Annotated in this window: 14 protein-coding genes; 10 read left to right on the top strand and 4 right to left on the bottom strand. The window is 66.7% G+C overall.

All coding sequences use genetic code 11. The annotated features are described in order from the left end of the window. Position 1 precedes the first annotated feature (1 nt). From H7828_RS04005 to H7828_RS03975, 7 genes are all read left to right on the top strand, one after another. Positions 2 to 1003, top strand: a complete 1002-nt coding sequence (locus H7828_RS04005) for a phosphatase PAP2 family protein (protein WP_226779694.1) — start codon at positions 2 to 4, stop codon at positions 1001 to 1003. A gap of 4 nt (positions 1004 to 1007) precedes the next feature. Further along, entirely contained in the window at positions 1008 to 2501 is a 1494-nt protein-coding gene (locus H7828_RS04000) for a S8 family serine peptidase (RefSeq protein ID WP_226779693.1), read from the top strand. 168 nt (positions 2502 to 2669) lie between these two features. Next, positions 2670 to 3758, top strand: coding sequence for a Hint domain-containing protein (locus tag H7828_RS03995; RefSeq protein WP_226779692.1), 1089 nt, complete (start codon positions 2670 to 2672; stop codon positions 3756 to 3758). 158 nt (positions 3759 to 3916) lie between these two features. Further along, positions 3917 to 4537, top strand: a complete 621-nt coding sequence (gene rpsD, locus H7828_RS03990; RefSeq protein WP_226779691.1) for a 30S ribosomal protein S4 — start codon at positions 3917 to 3919, stop codon at positions 4535 to 4537. A gap of 197 nt (positions 4538 to 4734) precedes the next feature. Further along, the gene (gene hisC / locus H7828_RS03985) at positions 4735 to 5823 is read left to right on the top strand and encodes a histidinol-phosphate transaminase (protein WP_226779690.1); all 1089 of its coding nucleotides are present in this window, start codon (positions 4735 to 4737) and stop codon (positions 5821 to 5823) included. Then, a complete protein-coding gene (locus H7828_RS03980; RefSeq protein ID WP_226779689.1) occupies positions 5820 to 6740 on the top strand; it encodes a prephenate/arogenate dehydrogenase family protein in 921 nt (306 codons plus the stop codon). Before hisC ends, H7828_RS03980 begins: the two co-directional genes overlap by 4 nt. Continuing rightward, on the top strand, positions 6737 to 7585 hold the full coding sequence (locus H7828_RS03975; protein WP_342592281.1) for an extensin-like domain-containing protein: 849 nt from the start codon (positions 6737 to 6739) through the stop codon (positions 7583 to 7585). The genes H7828_RS03980 and H7828_RS03975 overlap by 4 nt, the downstream gene beginning before the upstream one ends. Positions 7586 to 7648: 63 nt before the next feature. Here H7828_RS03975 and H7828_RS03970 read toward each other — a convergent pair whose 3' ends face one another. Together H7828_RS03970 and H7828_RS03965 are read right to left on the bottom strand one after the other, a co-directional pair. After that, the gene (locus H7828_RS03970; protein ID WP_226779688.1) at positions 7649 to 8851 is read right to left on the bottom strand and encodes a winged helix-turn-helix domain-containing protein; all 1203 of its coding nucleotides are present in this window, start codon (positions 8849 to 8851) and stop codon (positions 7649 to 7651) included. After that, complete coding sequence (locus tag H7828_RS03965; RefSeq protein ID WP_226779687.1) at positions 8851 to 9852, bottom strand: DUF2125 domain-containing protein; 1002 nt, start codon at positions 9850 to 9852, stop codon at positions 8851 to 8853. Before H7828_RS03965 ends, H7828_RS03970 begins: the two co-directional genes overlap by 1 nt. Before the next feature lie 64 nt (positions 9853 to 9916). Here H7828_RS03965 and H7828_RS03960 point away from each other — a divergent pair, with 64 nt between their 5' ends. From H7828_RS03960 to H7828_RS03950, 3 genes are all read left to right on the top strand, one after another. Further along, positions 9917 to 10462 (top strand): gamma-glutamylcyclotransferase, encoded by a 546-nt coding sequence (locus H7828_RS03960; protein ID WP_425354929.1) that lies wholly within the window; start codon positions 9917 to 9919, stop codon positions 10460 to 10462. 75 nt (positions 10463 to 10537) lie between these two features. Further along, the gene (locus H7828_RS03955; RefSeq protein WP_226779686.1) at positions 10538 to 11740 is read left to right on the top strand and encodes a biopolymer transporter ExbB; all 1203 of its coding nucleotides are present in this window, start codon (positions 10538 to 10540) and stop codon (positions 11738 to 11740) included. 3 nt (positions 11741 to 11743) lie between these two features. Then, positions 11744 to 14488 carry a peptidoglycan -binding protein gene (locus H7828_RS03950; RefSeq protein WP_226779685.1) on the top strand — a complete coding sequence of 915 codons (2745 nt, stop codon included), beginning with the start codon at positions 11744 to 11746 and terminating at the stop codon, positions 14486 to 14488. Here the strand turns inward: H7828_RS03950 and H7828_RS03945 are convergent. Together H7828_RS03945 and clpA are read right to left on the bottom strand one after the other, a co-directional pair. After that, on the bottom strand, positions 14485 to 15429 hold the full coding sequence (locus H7828_RS03945; protein ID WP_226779684.1) for a M23 family metallopeptidase: 945 nt from the start codon (positions 15427 to 15429) through the stop codon (positions 14485 to 14487). The genes H7828_RS03950 and H7828_RS03945 overlap by 4 nt on opposite strands. 33 nt (positions 15430 to 15462) lie before the next feature. Beyond that, positions 15463 to 17781, bottom strand: a complete 2319-nt coding sequence (gene clpA / locus H7828_RS03940; protein WP_226779683.1) for an ATP-dependent Clp protease ATP-binding subunit ClpA — start codon at positions 17779 to 17781, stop codon at positions 15463 to 15465. Positions 17782 to 17908: the final 127 nt, after the last annotated feature.

The raw sequence follows: 17908 nt of genomic DNA, 5'->3' as shown, positions 1-17908 counted from the left end.
GATGGGTGAGGGTGGATTCGATCTTTCGATTCTTCAGGATTGGGCGCTGAGCGTGCGGGCCGACACGATCGAGCTGAGACCCACACCGGGGGAAGGCGACGTGGCCCTGCACCCCAGCCAGCAGGGCTGGAGCCCGACCGGCGCAGGGGCCCAGATGATGGCCTCGGTCTCGGCGCTTTCGGTCGCGGCGGCGGCTTCGGGGCTGTCGTTCCAGGGGGTGCTGAACCGTGGCAACCGGGGGAACCGCGGCAACCGTGGGAATCGCGGCAACCGGGGCAATCGCGGGAACAGGGGCAATCGTGGGAACCGCGGAAACCGTGGCAATCGCGGCAACCGGGGCGATGCCGGTGACGGCGTCGATTTCGTCATCCTCGCCCCCTGGGAAGAGCGCGAGAAGCTGCACGACCTGCGGGCCGACTGGGTGAACCTTCCGGTGTCTCCGCCCCCCACGCGCAACGCGCTGCGTGCCGAAATCCCCGTGCTGCTGGATCTTCAGGCCCGGCTGCAATCCCCGGCCGAAGAGGGGCGCCGCGAAGAGATCCTGAATGAACGCGACCTGGAGCTTTCCGGTTATCTCACCCCGCTGGGCATCAACGGCGCCAGCGGGTTCGACGAAACCATGCGCTTGATGGTGGTGGTCGCGCAGATCTGCGAAGAGGTGGGCATGCGTTACAAGGACCGGTGGCGCGCGATCCGGCCCAACATGCTGGAACCCTGCCTGCGCCCCTTCATTCCCAACCCCGCGCATTATTCCTATCCCAGCAATCACGCGTTTCAATCCATGGCCATCGCGCAGATTTTCGCCCGCGCCGTGCCCGAGCATCCGGGCAACCCCGAACTGTTCCGCCGCGCCATGCGGATTGCGCACAACCGCGAATGGGCCGGCGTGCATTTCCGCGCAGACACCCAGGCCGGGTTTCACCTGGCGCAACTGTTCCTGCCGGTGCTGGAGCGGGTGGTCGAGGATCAGATGATCCGCACATCCGAAGAGTGGAGGGGGTAAGGTCATGGCATTCACCATCAAAAGCCCCGCCGACAGCGAACCGCGTCACGCCGGCAGCTATCCGACCTATCACGCGCTCTGGCATCTGGAACGGCTGGGCGTCGTCACCGATCTTACCCGGTTTTCCAGCCCCGATGCCTGGGGCAAGGTGGCCAGCGGCAACCGCAAGACGCGCGTGGCGCTGATCGATACCTCGGTCGACATGACGCATCCCTGCCTGGCCCCGGCGGTCAACCGGGGGCTGGCGATCGACTTTGCCGCGCGTGACCTGGGGGTTTTCACCATTCCGCGCTGCGATCTTTCGGGCGCCGAGGCACAGGCCCGCGCCGGGGTGATCGCCGATGCGGGGGCCGCGGCGGGGTCGGGCGATGGCACGCGCGACAGGTTTCTTCGCGACCTTGGCCAGGCCCATGCCACGCAAGAGGGCGCGCGCGCCGCGGCGGCCGGGGCCTTCAGCGGCCATGGCACCTCGATGGCGGGTCTGATCGGGGCGCGGCCGGCTTCGGGCGTCTACCTTCACCGGCCCGCCCGCTTGTCACCACAGCCCCGCGACGCCGGCGAGAGCGAGGTCGCGCTGCCCTATGCCGGGATTGATCCGTTCTGCGAGATCGTGCCGATTTCCACAAGTGCGATGCCGAACGCCGATCAGATGACCGCGGCCCTTGCCTATGCCGACTTGATCGCCGCCGATCTGGTGGTTCTGGCCAGCGCCCTGCCTGACCCCACCCGCGCCGGTGTCGGGCTGGTGCCTGCCACGCCGCCCGATACGGGCATGGTGCCGGTGGGCCAGACCGCCACGGGCGCCGAGGCGGTGCCGTCGGACGCGGCCACGCTGGCCGCCTGGGATGCCCTGGATGCGGCCTTCATCGATCTGTCGTCGCGTCGCCTGCTGCTTTGCGCGGCGGGTAATGCCGGGGACGGGCTGATCGCCTATCCCGCCAACCTGGCCGCCCCCGACAACGGCATCATGGCCGTGGGCGCCTGCACCTCGGACGGGCTGCGCGCCTCGTATTCGGCGGGGGAGGGCGAGGGCCAGGCCGTGACGCTGTTCGCTCTGTCCGGCGATGCCCCGGCCATGGATGCCGCCGACTTCCGGCTTGATCCCTTCGCCGAGATCGACAACGCCGACCAGAAGGCCCTGTTCGACCGGAAGGGCGCCAGCCCGGTCGCGGTCGAGACCCTGATCACGACCGACGTGGCCGGGCGCCCCGGCTATTCCAGCAGCGCGTTCGGGCAGGTCTGGCGCGACACGCCCGGCCCCGGTGGCGCCCCCGTCGCCTTCGAGTTCGCCAGCTTCTTTTGCGAATTCAGCGGCACCTCGGCGGCCACGGCAGTTGCCGCGGGTCTGATCAGCCTCGGCTTCTCGGCCGGGCGGCTGGACAGGGCAACGCCCCCCTCGGCCATCAAGGCGGCGCTGACCGGGGGGCAGCCCTATGACGGCGCCAGGGGGCTGCCGATGCTGACCTGGGAAAGCCTGAACAGTGTCGCATCTGCGTGAAACGGGTGCCTGCCCTGGGGCGATCATCCTGCGGTTGCGGCGAGTGTGGGGTCCATGCAACGGACCGTCGGCACCCCTCCGCCGACTGCTGCCAAATTTCTAGGTAAAGCGGCCTGTTCGCGTTAGATTCGATCCCAATAAAAAGACGTAGAGCAGGTTCAGGACAGGATGACGGGCTTTCGAGGCACCTTCGTCGTTTCCTGGTCGCAGACAGAAATTGACGGGTTGGCGGCGGCACCCGTGTCGTCGCTTGAGGTTGGCGCCACCTGGCGTTGGCACGGCACGCCGGTTCGCGTGGACGGCCCCAACGATGTTCTGGTACTTGGCGGTCCGGAAGGCGAAGACGAACTGCGCAGACGCGCCGGGCGTATCGTGCGCCGCCTCGTGGGCGGGTCCTACGCGACTCCGCTCAGCGACTTTCCCGATTGGGACGAACCGCTGTTCGACCGCTGTTTCGTGGTGACCGATGGCCTGCGCTCGTACCCGGTGACGATGATCGCCACCGGGCAACTTGCCCGTCCGCTGCTTATGTTCCCCGAACGGATGCCGCCACGCGACCGGGAGATGTGGATCACTCACAACCTTGAAGACGGCGCGCCGCAGACGGATGATGCCCAGCCCGGCGTGATCTGCTTTGCCGAGGGCACCTTCCTGCGCACCCCAGACGGCCCCCGCGCCGTCGAGACGCTGGCGCCCGGCGACCGGGTGGAAACCCGCGACGGCGGGGCGCAACCGGTGCGCTGGGTCGGCCATCGCCGGATCTCGGGTGCGCGGCTTCTGGCGATGCCCGAACTGCGCCCGATCCGCATACGTACCGGCGCGCTGGGCCTTGAACGTCCGACGCCCGACCTGATCGTGTCGCCACAGCATCGCATCCTGGTGCGGGACCAAACGGCGCAGGCGCTGTTCAACACGCCCGAAGTGCTTGTGGCGGCGACGGACATGGTGAACGACCGCACCGTGACCCTGGATCACGGCGCGCGCGAGGTGGTCTATCACCACATCATGCTGCCCGAACATCACGTCGTCTGGGCCAACGGGGTGGCGAGCGAGAGTTTCCACCCGGCCCATGCGCCGCTGGACACGATCGAGGCAGACCAGCGCGCCGCCCTGTTTCAAAGCGATCCGGCCCTGATCGACGATCCGCTCAGCTTTGGCGCCCCGGCGCGGCGCATGCTGACCACGGCCGAGGCGGCGATCATGCTGCACGAGGCGCGGGGCAGGGCGCGGCGCGGTCTTGCGCACCTCGCCTCTTGACACTGCCCCGCAAAGGCGTATGACCCCGCCAGCGCCCCGATCCGTCGGGGCGTGTTTCATTGGTGTTGGTGGCCCCCGCAAGGGGATGCCTGTCGGGGAAACCCCAAAGGACAACGCCCTTCCCGCCCGTTCCGGGCCGCTAAGAAGGAGATCAGACGGTGACCAAACGCACCTCTGCCAAGTACAAGATCGACCGCCGCATGGGCGAAAACATCTGGGGCCGCCCCAAGTCGCCGGTGAACCGCCGCGAATATGGCCCCGGCCAGCACGGCCAGCGCCGCAAGGGCAAGGTTTCGGACTTCGGCCTGCAGCTGCGCGCCAAGCAGAAACTGAAGGGCTATTACGGCGACCTGACCGAAAAGCAGTTCCGCCGCATCTTCACCGAGGCCGAGCGCCTGAAAGGCGACACCGGTGAGCACCTGATCGGCCTGCTGGAGCGCCGCCTGGACGCCGTGGTCTACCGTGCCAAGTTCGTCGCCACCATCTTTGCCGCCCGCCAGTTCGTGAACCACGGCCATGTCACCGTGAACGGCCAGCGCGTGAACATCCCCTCCTACCGTGTGAAAGAGGGTGACGTGATCGCCGTGCGCGAAAAGTCGCGCCAGCTTGCCGTCGTTCTGGAAGCTGTCGGCCTGGCCGAGCGTGACGTGCCCGACTACGTCGAGGCCGACCACCAGAAGATGACCGCCACCTTCGTGCGCACCCCCGGCCTGGGCGATGTGCCCTACGCCGTGCAGATGGAGCCGAACCTGGTCATCGAATACTACGCTCAGAACTGATCTGGGCCGATACCGATTTCGGGGCCGCCGCGGGACACCGCGGCGGCCTTTTTCGTTGCCCCGGCTGGCCCCCCGCGTGGCCGCGTGACCAGAAAACCGCAACTGCGGAAAAAAATGCACGGGCCGTCGGTTGCTTGCTGCCGCTTCTGGTTTTGTTCCCCCCCCACCGCTAGAACCCGGCCAAAGGGGATTGCACCATGTCACACGCCATTCAGCCAAAGCCGGGTGTTCTGGAAATCCGCCCCTACGTTGGGGGCGAAAGCAAGATTCCGGGCGCCCGCGACGTGGTAAAGCTGAGCAGTAACGAAAATCCGTTCGGGCCCTCCGAAGCGGCGAAAGAGGCGATCCGCAAGTCGGTGCACCAGCTTCACCGCTATCCGTCGACCGACCACACCGCGCTGCGCAATGCCATCGGCGAGGTTCACGGGCTTGATCCGGCGCGGGTGATCTGCGGCAACGGCAGCGATGAGATCATCACCTTCCTTTGCCAGGCCTACGGCGGCCCGGGGACCGAGGTGATTCACACCGAACACGGTTTCTCGATGTACCGGATTTCGGCGCTGGCCGCCGGTTCGGCCCCGATCGAGGTGCAGGAACATGAGCGCAAGGTCGATGTCGACGCGATTCTCGAGGCGGTGAATTTCCGCACCCGTCTGGTCTTCGTCACCAATCCGGGCAACCCGACCGGCACGATGATCGGCAACAACGAGGTTGCCCGCCTGGCGGCCGATCTTCCCGAACATGTCCTGCTGGTGCTGGACGGCGCCTATGCGGAATATGTCGACGATTTCGATGGCGGCGCCAAGCTGGTGGACAAGCGCGAGAACGTGTTCATGACGCGCACCTTCTCCAAGCTCTATGGCCTTGGCGGCTTGCGCATCGGCTGGGGCTATGGCCCGGCCCATGTGATCGACGCACTGAACCGGGTGCGCGGGCCGTTCAACCTGTCGGAACTTCAGATGGCCGCCGCCGAGGCCGCCCTGCGCGATGGCGACTACGTCGAGAAATGCCGTGCCGAGAATGCCCGGATGCGCACCTGGCTGGCCAAGGCCCTGGCCGAACTGGGCGTGCCCAGCGATACCTCTTGCGCCAATTTCATCCTGGCCCGGTTCCACGACCCGGACGAGGCCGACGCCTGCGAGGCGCACCTGCGTTCGGAAGGGCTCCTTGTGCGGCGGGTGGCGGGCTACAAGTTGCCCAACTGCCTGCGGATCACCGTCGGAGACGAGGCATCCTGCCGCCGTGTCGTCCATGCCATAGCAGGGTTCAGGGACCAGCAGGGATGAGCCAGGTCTACGAAAGGGTGGCGCTGATCGGGCTGGGCCTGATCGCGGGATCAATGGCATTGGCGATGAGGCGCGCGGGGCTGGCGGGCGAAATCGTCGGCACCGCGCGGTCGGCCGAAACCCGCGCCATAGCCGGCGAACTGGGCCTGTGCGACCGGATCACGGAAACCAGCGCCGAGGCGGTCAAGGGCGCCGATCTGGTGGTGCTTTGCGTTCCGGTGGGGGCCATGGGCGCCGTCGCCGCCGAAATCGCGCCGCACCTGGCGCCCGGCTGTACTGTGTCTGACGTCGGATCTGTAAAGAAGGCCGTGATCGACGCCGTCGGCCCGCACCTGCCCGAACATGTGCATTTCGTGCCCGCCCACCCCCTGGCCGGCACCGAACATTCGGGGCCGCGGTCGGGCTTTGCCGAACTTTTCGAAAACCGCTGGTGCCTGATCGTGCCCGCCGAAGGCACGCCCGAGGCGCCGGTGGCCCGCCTGCGCGCCTTGTGGGAGGGCATGGGCGCCCTTGTCGACACGATGGAGGCCGAACATCACGATCTGGTTCTGGCCGTCACCAGCCACACGCCCCACCTGATTGCCTATACGATGGTGGGCGTGGCCGATGACCTGCGCCGGGTGACCGACAGCGAGGTCATCAAGTATTCTGCCGCCGGTTTCCGCGATTTCACCCGCATCGCGGCCAGCGATCCCACGATGTGGCGCGACGTCTTCCTGAACAACAAGGAGGCGACGCTGGAAATTCTGGGTCGCTTCACCGAAGAACTCTTTGCGTTGCAGCGGGCCATTCGCAAGGGTGACGGCGCGCATCTCTTCGACTACTTTACCCGGACACGGGCAATCCGGCGCGGAATCATCCAGGCCGGGCAGGATACCGACGCCCCCGATTTCGGACGGAGCGGAAAGAAGACATGATGAAGACCGGCGCGCTGACCCTGTCGATCCTGCTGCTTCAGGCAGGAGTCGCGGGGGCAGAAGCGCCGGTCTCATCGCTGCGCCCCATGCCGCGTGCCGATGGCGCGGCGGTCACGCGCGCCCCCGCGAACGAGTTGATCGAACAGATCGTCGATGAAACGACCCGGCCGAAAGCGCCCACCAAGGTGGTGCAGGCCGCCCTTGCCGGTGGTGTGGCCCGTTCGCCCCGCCCCCCGGCCCGCCCCGAGAACCTGCACCGCCGCACGGTGGTGGCCGCCGCCGGTTTCCGGGCTGCGCCGCCGCCGGTGGTGTCAGGGGCCAAGGGGGCGATTTGTGGTGATCCGGCGATCCAGGGGGCAAACCTATCGCCCATCGCCGGGCGCATCAGCGGTTGCGGGGTCGAGGCGCCGGTGCGCGTCACTTCGGTTGCGGGGGTTGCCCTGTCGACCGGGGCGACAATGGACTGCGCCACGGCGCGGGCGCTGAAAACCTGGGTCGAACGGGGGGTGAAGCCCGTGGTCGGCAAGCTGGGAGGTGGCGTTGCAGGGTTGAAGGTGGCGGCGCATTACTCCTGCCGCACCCGCAACAACCAGAAGGGCGCGAAGGTGTCGGAACACGGCAGGGGGCGCGCCATCGACATTGCCGCCATCATCCTGCGCAACGGCGTGGCGATGAGCGTGCTGAAGGGCTGGCGCTCTTCCCAGCATGGCCGGTTGATGAAGGCCATGCACCGGGCCGCCTGTGGCCCCTTCGGCACCGTTCTGGGCCCCAATGCCGACCGGTTCCACCAGGACCATTTTCACCTCGATACGGCGCGTTATCGCCGTGGGTCGTACTGCCGCTGACGGCGTGGGGCGCTGCGGCGGCAGGAGCCTCCGGCGGGAGTATTTCGGGCAAGAAAGAGGGGATCAGGCGCGCATCCAGTCATCGGCCCAGGTGACGCTGTCGCAGCCGGCGAAACGTGCCGTGCGCTGCAGGGCGGCGGCAAGTTGTGCGGTGCGGGTTGCCCCCATGCGGATGCCGGTTTCGGGCCAGAAGGCGGTGACATGCAGAATCCCGGCCGCGCGGTCGGTGGCCATGTCGATGCGCCCGATCATCCGGTCGCCCTGAAGCAGCGGGAAGACGTAATAGCCGTATTTGCGTTGGGCGGCGGGGGTGAAGATCTCGATCCGGTAGTCGAAGCCGAACAGGCGCTGGGCGCGCTTGCGGTCGCGCAGGGCTGGATCGAAGGGGCTGAGCACGCGGATCATGGCGCCGGGGGGCGGAAGATTTGCGGCGTTGGCCAGCACATCGGGCCGGGCAAGGTGGCGGCGCCAGGTGCCATCGGCGGCTTCCACCTCGATCTCGATCACGTCGCCCGAGGCAAGCGCGCCCAGGCTCCAGCCCTTTGCCTCGGCCGGGGTGATCAGCGCCCAGAAGGCCGCCAGCTCGCCCGAGGTGGCAAAGCCCAGCCGGTCAAGCGCGGCGCCGCAGGCCCAGTCGATGATCGCCTTGTCGTCGGGGGCGCTGTGGGGCGGATAGATGTTCTCGGCCAGGTCATAGACCTTGCGAAAGCCTTCGCGCCGGGCAATCGCAAGGGCGCCGCTGCGCCAGAGGTATTCCAGCGCCGTCTTGGAGGGGTGCCAATCCCACCATCCGCCGCCGGCCTTCCTGGCCTCGCCACCCCGTTCGATGAAATCGTCTGACCGGCATGGGCCAGTGTCGCGGATGCGGCGCAGGACATTGGCGCATTCGGCGCGGTATCCCGGGCGGCGGCTTTCGGACCATCGTTGGTCCAGCCTTTCGCCATCGCGGGCGAAGCGCAGGCGCCAATAGGGCAGGAACACCATGGGGATGACCGAGGCATCGTGGGTCCAGTGTTCGAACAGGCTGCGCTCGCGCTCAAGCAGGGGCGCAAGGTGGGCCGGACGATAGGAGGTGCGCCGCGCGTGCAGGATCATGTGGTGGGCGCGTTCGACCGTGCTGACGCTGTCGACCTGCACGAAGCCCAGATCGGTGATGAGGGACAGCAGATCCGCCCCCTTGCCCGGCCCCGTGGGCGGGGCAAGCAGGGCATGCCGGTGCAGGAACAGCCGCCGCGCTTCGGTGTTGGCAAGGCGGGGCAGGGCCATCAGCGCAACGTCAGCCTTGGGGCGGGGCCAAGGGGTACGGGGCCGATGCTGACGAACCCCTTCTGGAAGCTGAGCGGCACCTCGATGGTCGTGCCATCGCCCGACAAGCCCGAAAGCACCGTCAGCCCGCGTTCGACCGTGGGGGCAAGCGTTTCGTCCAGCAATCCGCCCGCCACGGCCATGCGCAGCATCTCGCGCCAGTTGGTGGCCTGGATGGTGATGCGTCCGGTCGGGACACCCCCGGCGTCGACCTCAAGCGCGCCCTCGGCCCGCAGGTCAAGCGCACCCCAGCTGGCGCGGGCATGGTTCAGCTCGATCATCGTGGGCTGGGGGCGGGGGCCTTCGATGGCGAATCTGTCCCAGGGGGCATCGAAGGCGAGGGTCGCGTCGATCTTCAGCGTCTCGACCGCCCGGGGCAGGGTGCCCGAGGGGTCAAGCGCCTGGCGGTCGCTGTCGGCCGGGACAAGGCCGAGGGTTTCGAAGGCCAGGTCATAGGTGTTGTCACGGGCCACGGTCTGGCGGGCGGCGAGGCGCGCCTCGTCCAGTTGCACGGTCCAGCCCAGATCCGAGGTCAGCGCGACATCCTGCATGACGAAGGCGCTGTGATCCAGCGTCAGGGCGGTTTCGGGTTTGAACACCACCGAACCGCGCATCTGCGTGCTGGTGATCGAGATGGTCTCATGGGGTGTCGTCACGCTCTGGTCGTGGGGCAGGGCAAGGATGACGTGGTGGGGTTTATAGCTGAGCGCGAGGATCTGGAACATCTGCGCCGACCAGGCCAGCCCGGCCTGCGGGTCGGCCAATTCCAGATCGGTGATCGTGGTGTCGAAGCGGCTGGGAAAGCCCGAGGTGTTGAGACCGGAGTATTCCGCCACCCAGCCATCGGCGCGCCTGGCGTCGAACCAGGCGGCCAGGCCACGTTCGACCGCACCCGATCCGAAAAACCAGTATCCGCCCCAGGCGAGGGCCGCGATCAGCACGATTGCCAGCAATTTGCGCATCCCGGCCCCTTTCTTCCATGGCTCAGGTGGTGTTTACAGACCCCCGAACATAAGGACCAGAGGCATGACGCAAGCGGAAATGTGGGTGTTCGGATACGGATCACTGATGTGGAACCCCGAGTTCCCGGTGGCCGAACGGGTGATTGCCACCCTGGGCGACCACAGGCGCACCTTCTGCATGCGCTCGATCCACCATCGCGGCACCGAGGCGGCACCTGGGCTGGTGCTGGCGCTTGACCCGGCGCCGGGCGAGGCCTGTGTCGGGCTGGGCTTCCGGGTGCAACCGGGGGCCGAGGCGGTGACGCTGGAGGAGTTGCGCGCGCGCGAGCTGATTTCGTCGGCCTATGTCGAACGGGTGCTGCCGCTGGACCTGGCCGACGGGCGGCAGGTGCAGGCCGTGGCCTATGTCGTGGACACCGACCATGTGCAATACTGCGGCGGGCTTGACCTGGAAGACCAGGCCGGGATCATCGCCCGCGCCGTGGGCGGGCGCGGGCCCAATACCGAGTATCTGTTCAACACGGTTGCGCATCTTTTGGAAACGGGCATTCCCGACCCCGACCTGGCCTGGCTTGACAAACGGGTGCGCGAAATCCTCACCACCGGCTAATCACCAAGGGTGATTGGACATTCCCGCCGGCATCTCTATTCTGCACCGCAACAATCAAGGGGCGCGACAAGATCCATGGCAGGCAAACCGGATCACAAGAAAAAGGCGCAGTTCACCCAGCCGATCCGCCAGATCTCGATGATGCTGGCGGTTCTGGTGCTGGTGGCGATTGGCGGCTATGTCGCCTTTCCGCGGGTGGCGCCGGTTTTCCTGGCCAACCTCTGGCTGAACGGGTTCATCGCGATTGTCTTCGTCATGGGGATCGCGGCCTGTTTCTGGCAGGTGTTCCAGCTGTTCCAGTCGGTCAGCTGGATCGAAGGCTTCGTGGCCGAGAACCCGGGGCACGAATTCGTCAAGGCACCACGCCTTCTGGCGCCGCTGGCCGCGCTCTTGCGGTCGCGCGGGCGGCAGATGCAGATTTCGGCCTCGTCGTCGCGGTCGATCCAGGATTCCGTCGCAACCCGCATCGACGAGGCGCGCGATATCACGCGCTATATCGTCAACCTGCTGATTTTCCTTGGCCTTCTGGGCACCTTCTATGGCCTGGCAACCACGGTGCCGGCCATCGTCGAAACCATCCGCGGGCTGGCGCCCCAGCAGGGCGAGGATGGGATGCAGGTTTTTGCCCGGCTCATGGGCGGGCTGGAATCCCAGCTTGGCGGCATGGGGGTGGCGTTTTCATCGTCGCTTCTGGGGCTGGCCGGTTCGCTGGTGGTGGGCCTGTTGGAGCTGTTCGCCGGCCATGGCCAGAACCGGTTCTACCGCGAACTGGAAGAATGGCTGTCTAGCATCACGCGCCTTGGCTATGCCGCCACCGAAGGCGACGGGCAGGGCGAAGCGGGCATGGTGGCCGCCGTTCTGGATTACATGTCGCAACAGATGGACCAGTTGCAGGACATGTTCGCCGAGGCCGAGACCAGCCGCGCCGCCGTCGATGAACGCCTTGGCGCCCTGGCCACTTCGATCGAACAGATGACCCGCAAGATGGCGGCCGAAGGTTCGGTCGCCGATGCGCTGGAACGGGTGTCGCGCGGGCAGGAACGCCTGGCCGAGGTGCTGGAGAACCAGGCCGAACAGGGCGGCGGTGCCATGGATGCCGAAAGCCGCATGCGCCTGCGCTCGATCGACGTGCAGCTTTTGCGCCTGCTTGAGGAAATGGCCGCGGGCCGGCAAGAGGCGACATCGGAACTGCGCGGCGATATCAAGGCCTTGATCCGGGCGGTGCGCGGCCAGAGTGCCCGCAGCGATCCGCATTCGGTCAACGGTGGGCGGGGGTAGGAAATGGCCCTCACGCGGCGCTCAACGCAGCGGGTTTCCAACAGCATCTGGCCGGGCTTCGTCGATGCGATGACGGCGCTTCTGCTGGTGATGATGTTCGTGCTGACCATCTTCATGGTGGTGCAGTTCGTCCTGCGCGAGGAAATCTCGGGGCAGGAGAGCGAGCTTGACGCCCTGGGCGCCGAGGTGGCGGGTCTGACCCGGCTTCTGGGGCTGGAACAGGCCCGCAGCGCCGACCTTGAGACTGCCAATACCGCACTGGACGACCGGTTGCAGGCCGCGTCCGACCGTGCGGCGGAACAGGATGCTCTGATTTCCAGCCTGACGGCGCAGACCGAATCCCAGAGCGCGCGAATTGCCGATTTCGAATCGCAGGTCGCCTCGCTTCTGACCCAGCGCGACACGGCCCTGGCCGAGGGCGAGGCGCTGAGCGCATCGGTGGCCGAACTGGAAGAGGCGCAGCGCAAATTGCTGAGCGAACAGGAACAGTTGCAACTGGCCCTCGCCCGCGCGCGCGACGAGATCGACGTGCAGACCGAAGAGGCCCGCCTTGCCGCCGCCCGCCGCGAGGCGCTTGAGGCGATGACGGCCGAGCTGCGCAGCACGCTGGAGGACCGTGACGGATCGCTCGCGGCCCTGAACGCGACACTGGCCGAAACCGAGGACCGGCTGAGCGAGGAGGAACAGGCGCGCATCGCCGAAGCCGCCGCCGCCGAGGCCCTGCGCGCCCGGCTGAAGGATGCCGATGCCGAACTCTCGGCGATGACCCTGGCCCTTGAGGAACAGCGCGCCCGTGCCGAGGAAACGCTGACCCTTCTGGCGGCCGCGCAATCGGCGGAGAAGGACCTTGACGCCCGGCTGGCCGCTGCCCTTCTGGCCCAGGATGAAACCAGCGCGAGCCTGGAGCAGTTGCAGGAGGAAAAGGCCGACCTGAACCGCCGGCTGGCCATGGCCCTGCTGACGAAAGACAAGACCGACGCCGAGGTGGCCGCGTTGCAGATCGCCCTGGATCAGGCGGAAACCGACCGCGCGGCGCTGAACGAAAAGCTGGCGGCGGCGCTTCTGGCCGAAGGGGAAAGTGCCGAGCAGGCGGCGATTCTGGGCGACCAGGTGGCAGACCTGAAAGAAGACCGGGAGGCCCTGAACACCCGTCTGGCGGCGGCGATCCTGGCCCGCGATCAGGGGCAGGAAGCGGCCGAGGCGCTGGAGCAGGCCCTTGCCGAGGCCGAAACCGACCGCGACAGTCTGAACCGTGATCTGGCGGCGGCCCTGCTGGCCCAGGACAATCTGCGCGCCCGTCTGGATGAAACCCGCGCCTCGCTTGCCACCGCCGAAACCGACGCCGCGACCCTGGATGAGAGGTTGGCGGCGGCCCTTCTGGCCCGCGATCAGACGGCCGAGGAACTGGCCGCCGCCCGCGACGCCCTGAGCGCGACCGAAGAGACCAACAGCGACCTGACCCAACGGCTGAGCGCGGCGCTGGCCGCTGCCGATGCTGCCAGTACCCAGCGCGATGAGGCGGCGGATGCGCTGGCCGCCGCCCTTGGCGCCCGCGCGGCCCTGGCCGACAAGCTGGAACAGGCGGAAACGGCCCTGGCCACCGCGCTGACCGCGCGCAGGACGGCGGATGATGAACGCGATTCCGCCGAAGCGCTGCTGCGCGAAGCCCTGGCCCGGCAGGACGAAACCACCGAGGAACTGGCCACCATCGCTGCCGCCCTGCGCGCCGCCGAGGCCGCGAAAGAGATGTTCCAGGGCGATCTGCAAGCCGCGCGTGACCGCCTGGCCGAGGCCGAGGCCGAGGTCGACCGCCTGCGCGCCGAAGCCGGGCGCGAGGCGACGGCGCGCGACCGTCTGGCCGCCGCCCTTGAAGCCGCCCGCAGCGAGGCCGAGGCCCTGGCAGGGGCGGCGGATGCCAAGGATTCCCTGCGCGAACAACTGGCCGATGCCCTTGCGGCGAAACTGGCCGCTGAACGCCAGGCCGCCGAAGAGATGAGCGAGGCCGAACGCCGCGCCGCCCTTCTGGACAGTGCCAACCGGCAGCTTGAAACCGAAGAGGCGCGCTCGGCCGAAAGCCAGCGCCGGGTTGCGGCGCTGAACCGTCAGGTCGCCGATCTGCGCGGCCAGCTGGACCAGCTTCAGGCGTTGCTGGACCTTGCCAGCGAAAAGGACGCCGCATCGCGGGTGCGGATTGAAACCCTGGGTGCCGACCTGAACGCCGCCCTGGCCCGCACCGCCATCGAGGCCAAGAAGCGCGCCGAACTGGAAGCGGCCGAGCGGCAACGGCTTGAGCGGTATCAGTCGGAATTCTTCGGCAAGCTGCGCGATCTTCTGGCCGACCGCGATGGCGTGCGGATTGTCGGCGACCGCTTCGTGTTCTCGTCCGAAGTCTTGTTCGAAAGCGCCTCGGCCGATCTGTCCGAGGCGGGGCGCGCACAGATTGCCAGCGTCGCGCAACTGCTGTTCGACGTGGCCGATGACATTCCCGAAGGCATCGATTGGGTGGTGCGGGTGGATGGCCACACCGACAACGTGCCGCTGAACTTCAGCGCGCAATATGCCGACAACTGGGAGCTGAGCCAAGCGCGCGCCCTGTCGGTGGTGCGCTTCCTGACCGAGGAACTCGGCTTTCCGGCCAATCGCCTGGCGCCTACGGGGTTTGGGGAATATTACCCGGTGAATCCCGCCGACACCCCCGAGGCGCGGGCGCAGAACCGGCGGATCGAACTGAAACTGACCGAACGCTAGGGGATGATGGCCAACTCGGCGCCCAGTGTGCCGATTTCAGCCCCGTCCCGGATCAGCCGCACCAACCCCATATAGTCGCCCCCGGGCCAGCCGCCATCGGGGCGGCGGCGGCCCATGGCGCGAAAGAACTGCGCCTGCGCCTTTTCCAGCGTCACCCTCTCCGACAGCACCGGGCCGTCGAGGCCGACGATCTCAAGCAGGATCTCATCGCCCGCCCGCCCGCCATAGGCATAACCCCAAAGCACAAGGGCGCCGGAATCGGCGTGCATTTCGTCGATATGGGACGTACCGGCGCGGATTGCGTCATAGGTGGGGATGCCGGCGGAAAATCCGGCCGCGATCATCCCGCCGCCGCGATAGGGCGGGGTGTCTTGCCACAGGCTGTGCCGCCGGGTTTCGCCACAGGCGGCCGTGGCGTCGGCGTTGAACGGATCGACAACCTTGCCGTCCTTGCGCACCGTCAGGTGCAGGTGCGGAAACTCGGTGTTGCCGCTTAGCCCGGCCTGTCCGATCACCGTGTCGGTGTCGACCGACTGGCCCTTCCGCACCTTCACCGAATGGTGTTTCAGGTGGCAATACTGGGTTTCCCATCCGTCGCCATGGCGCAGGACAAGGCCGTTGCCACACTCGCGCCCGGTCACGTCGGGGGCGTTCCTTGTGTTCTGAAGCTGGTCGGGCATGCCGTCGCGCACGCTTATCACCGTGCCGGGCGCGGCGGGGTAGACATCGACGCCCGCCTCCACCGCGGCAAGCGAGGGGAGGGCGAAATCGGTGCCCTTGTGCCCGTCATAGCTGAGCGGGCCGCAGGTATAGTCGGCGGCGCCGGGCCCCGGATCGCTGTCGGTGTATTGCTGGATGAAACAGGTCTTGCCCAGGGTGCAGTCCAGCGGAAGGGACAGAACCGGGTCTCTCGCGGCGGCGGGCGCCGCGAGAAGGATCATTGCCGTGGTCAGCAGGTGACGCACACCCCGTGCCTAGTCGGCGGTGAGGAGCGGCGGCTTCTTCGACGACAGGCGGCGGGTTTCGGGCGGTTCGATCCGCAGATCGATCTTGCCGTCCTTCACCCCCACCTTGACCACACCACCCTTGGCCAGCTTGCCGAACAGAAGTTCCTCGGCCAGGGGTTTCTTGATGTGTTCCTGGATGACACGTCCCAGTGGGCGGGCACCCATCTTGTCGTCATAGCCCTTGTCGGCCAGCCATTCGGCGGCAGGCTGGGTCAGCTCGATATGGACGTTGCGGTCCATCAACTGCGCTTCCAGTTGCAGCACGAACTTCTCGACGACCTGCAGGATCACCTCTTTCGGCAGGGCGCCGAAGCTGATGATCGCATCCAGACGGTTGCGGAATTCCGGCGTGAAGGTCCGTTCGATGGCTGCGGTATCCTCGCCTTCGCGCTTGTCGCGGCCGAACCCGATGGCGGCCTTGGCCATGTCGGCGGCCCCGGCGTTGCTGGTCATGATCAGGATGACGTTACGGAAATCCACCGCGCGGCCGTTGTGATCGGTCAGCTTGCCGTGGTCCATCACCTGCAACAGGATGTTGAACACGTCGGGGTGGGCCTTTTCGATCTCGTCCAGCAGAAGCACGCAATGGGGGTGCTGATCGACACCATCGGTCAACATGCCACCCTGATCGAACCCGACATAGCCCGGAGGCGCGCCGATCAGCCGCGACACCGCGTGCTTCTCCATGTATTCCGACATGTCGAAGCGCAGAAGCTCTACCCCAAGGGTATCGGCCAGCTGCTTTGCCACCTCGGTCTTGCCCACGCCGGTGGGACCGGCGAAGAGGTAGTTGCCGATGGGTTTTTCCGGTTCACGCAGGCCTGCGCGGGCCAGTTTGATGGCGCTGGACAGGGCGGTGATCGCCGCATCCTGGCCAAAGACCACCCGCTTGAGCGACCCTTCCAGATCGCGCAGCACCTCGGCATCGTCCTTGGAGACGTTCTTGGGCGGGATGCGGGCGATCTTGGCCACCACGGCCTCGATCTCTTTCACGCCGATGGTCTTGCGGCGCTTGGATTCGGCCACAAGGTGCTGGGCCGCGCCAGCCTCGTCGATCACGTCGATGGCCTTGTCGGGCAGCTTGCGGTCATTGATGTAGCGGGCCGAAAGCTCCACCGCCGTCTTGATGGCGTCGGCGGTGTACTTGATGTGATGATGTTCCTCGAAATACTCCTTCAGGCCCTTCAGGATCTTGACGGTATCCTCGACCGAGGGTTCCGACACGTCGATCTTCTGGAACCGGCGGCTCAGCGCGCGGTCCTTTTCGAAGTGCTGGCGGAACTCCTTGTAGGTGGTCGACCCCATGCAGCGCAGCTTGCCGCCCTGCAAGGCGGGCTTCAGCAGGTTCGATGCATCCATGGCACCGCCCGAGGTGGCGCCGGCGCCGATCACCGTGTGGATTTCGTCGATGAACAGCACGGCGTCGGGGTGATCCTCAAGCTCGCTCACCACGGCCTTCAGCCGCTCTTCAAAATCGCCGCGATAGCGGGTGCCGGCCAGAAGCGCGCCCATATCGAGGCTGTAGATCGTTGCCGACGACAGCACCTCGGGCGTTTCGCCACGCACGATCTTGAGCGCGAGCCCCTCGGCGATCGCGGTCTTGCCCACGCCCGGATCGCCCACCAGAAGCGGGTTGTTCTTGCGCCGGCGGCACAGCACCTGGATGCAGCGTTCCACCTCGTGTTCGCGGCCGATCAGCGGGTCGACATCGCCCTTGCGTGACTTGGTGTTCAGATCGACGCAATATTTGGCCAGCGCCGATTCCTTGCCGTCGCCTTCTTCGACCTGGGTATCCTCTTCGGCCTCCGGCGCGCCGGTGACGGGGCGGGATTCACCGAAGGACGGATCCTTGGCCACGCCGTGGGCGATGAAATTCACCGCATCATAGCGGGTCATGTCCTGTTCCTGGAGGAAATAGGCGGCGTTGGATTCGCGTTCGGCAAAGATGGCGACAAGCACGTTTGCGCCCGTCACCTCGGTCCGGCCCGAGGATTGCACATGGATCGCGGCGCGCTGGATCACGCGCTGGAAGGCGGCAGTCGGCACCGCCTCGGACCCTTCGACATCGGTGACGAGGGTGGACAGATCATCGTCGATGAAATCGACCAGTGTGGTTTTCAGTTCTTCCATGTCGACCGAACAGGCCTGCATCACCTTTGCGGCGTCAGGTTCTTCGATCAGCGCCAGAAGCAGATGTTCCAGCGTGGCGAGTTCATGTCGGCGGGCATTGGCCAGGGCCAGTGCGGAATGAATGGCTTGCTCGAGTGTCGTTGAAAATGAAGGCACCGCCGTGCTCCTTCCTGTCTTGGGTCGGGATGGCTTCCCACGTCCGACCGTGGCCTCTTAATCTTAAAGCTTGGTTGTTTGTGGCCATGCTTCAAGGTTTTTCTTTGACCGTGCGATCACATTTTAA

Origin of the sequence: Oceaniglobus trochenteri, from assembly GCF_020529025.1 — a bacterium.
Taxonomy (GTDB): Bacteria; Pseudomonadota; Alphaproteobacteria; order Rhodobacterales; family Rhodobacteraceae; genus Oceaniglobus; species Oceaniglobus trochenteri.
The sequence above is the reverse complement of the archived record's forward strand: the minus strand, read 5'-3'. Positions and strand labels throughout refer to the sequence as shown.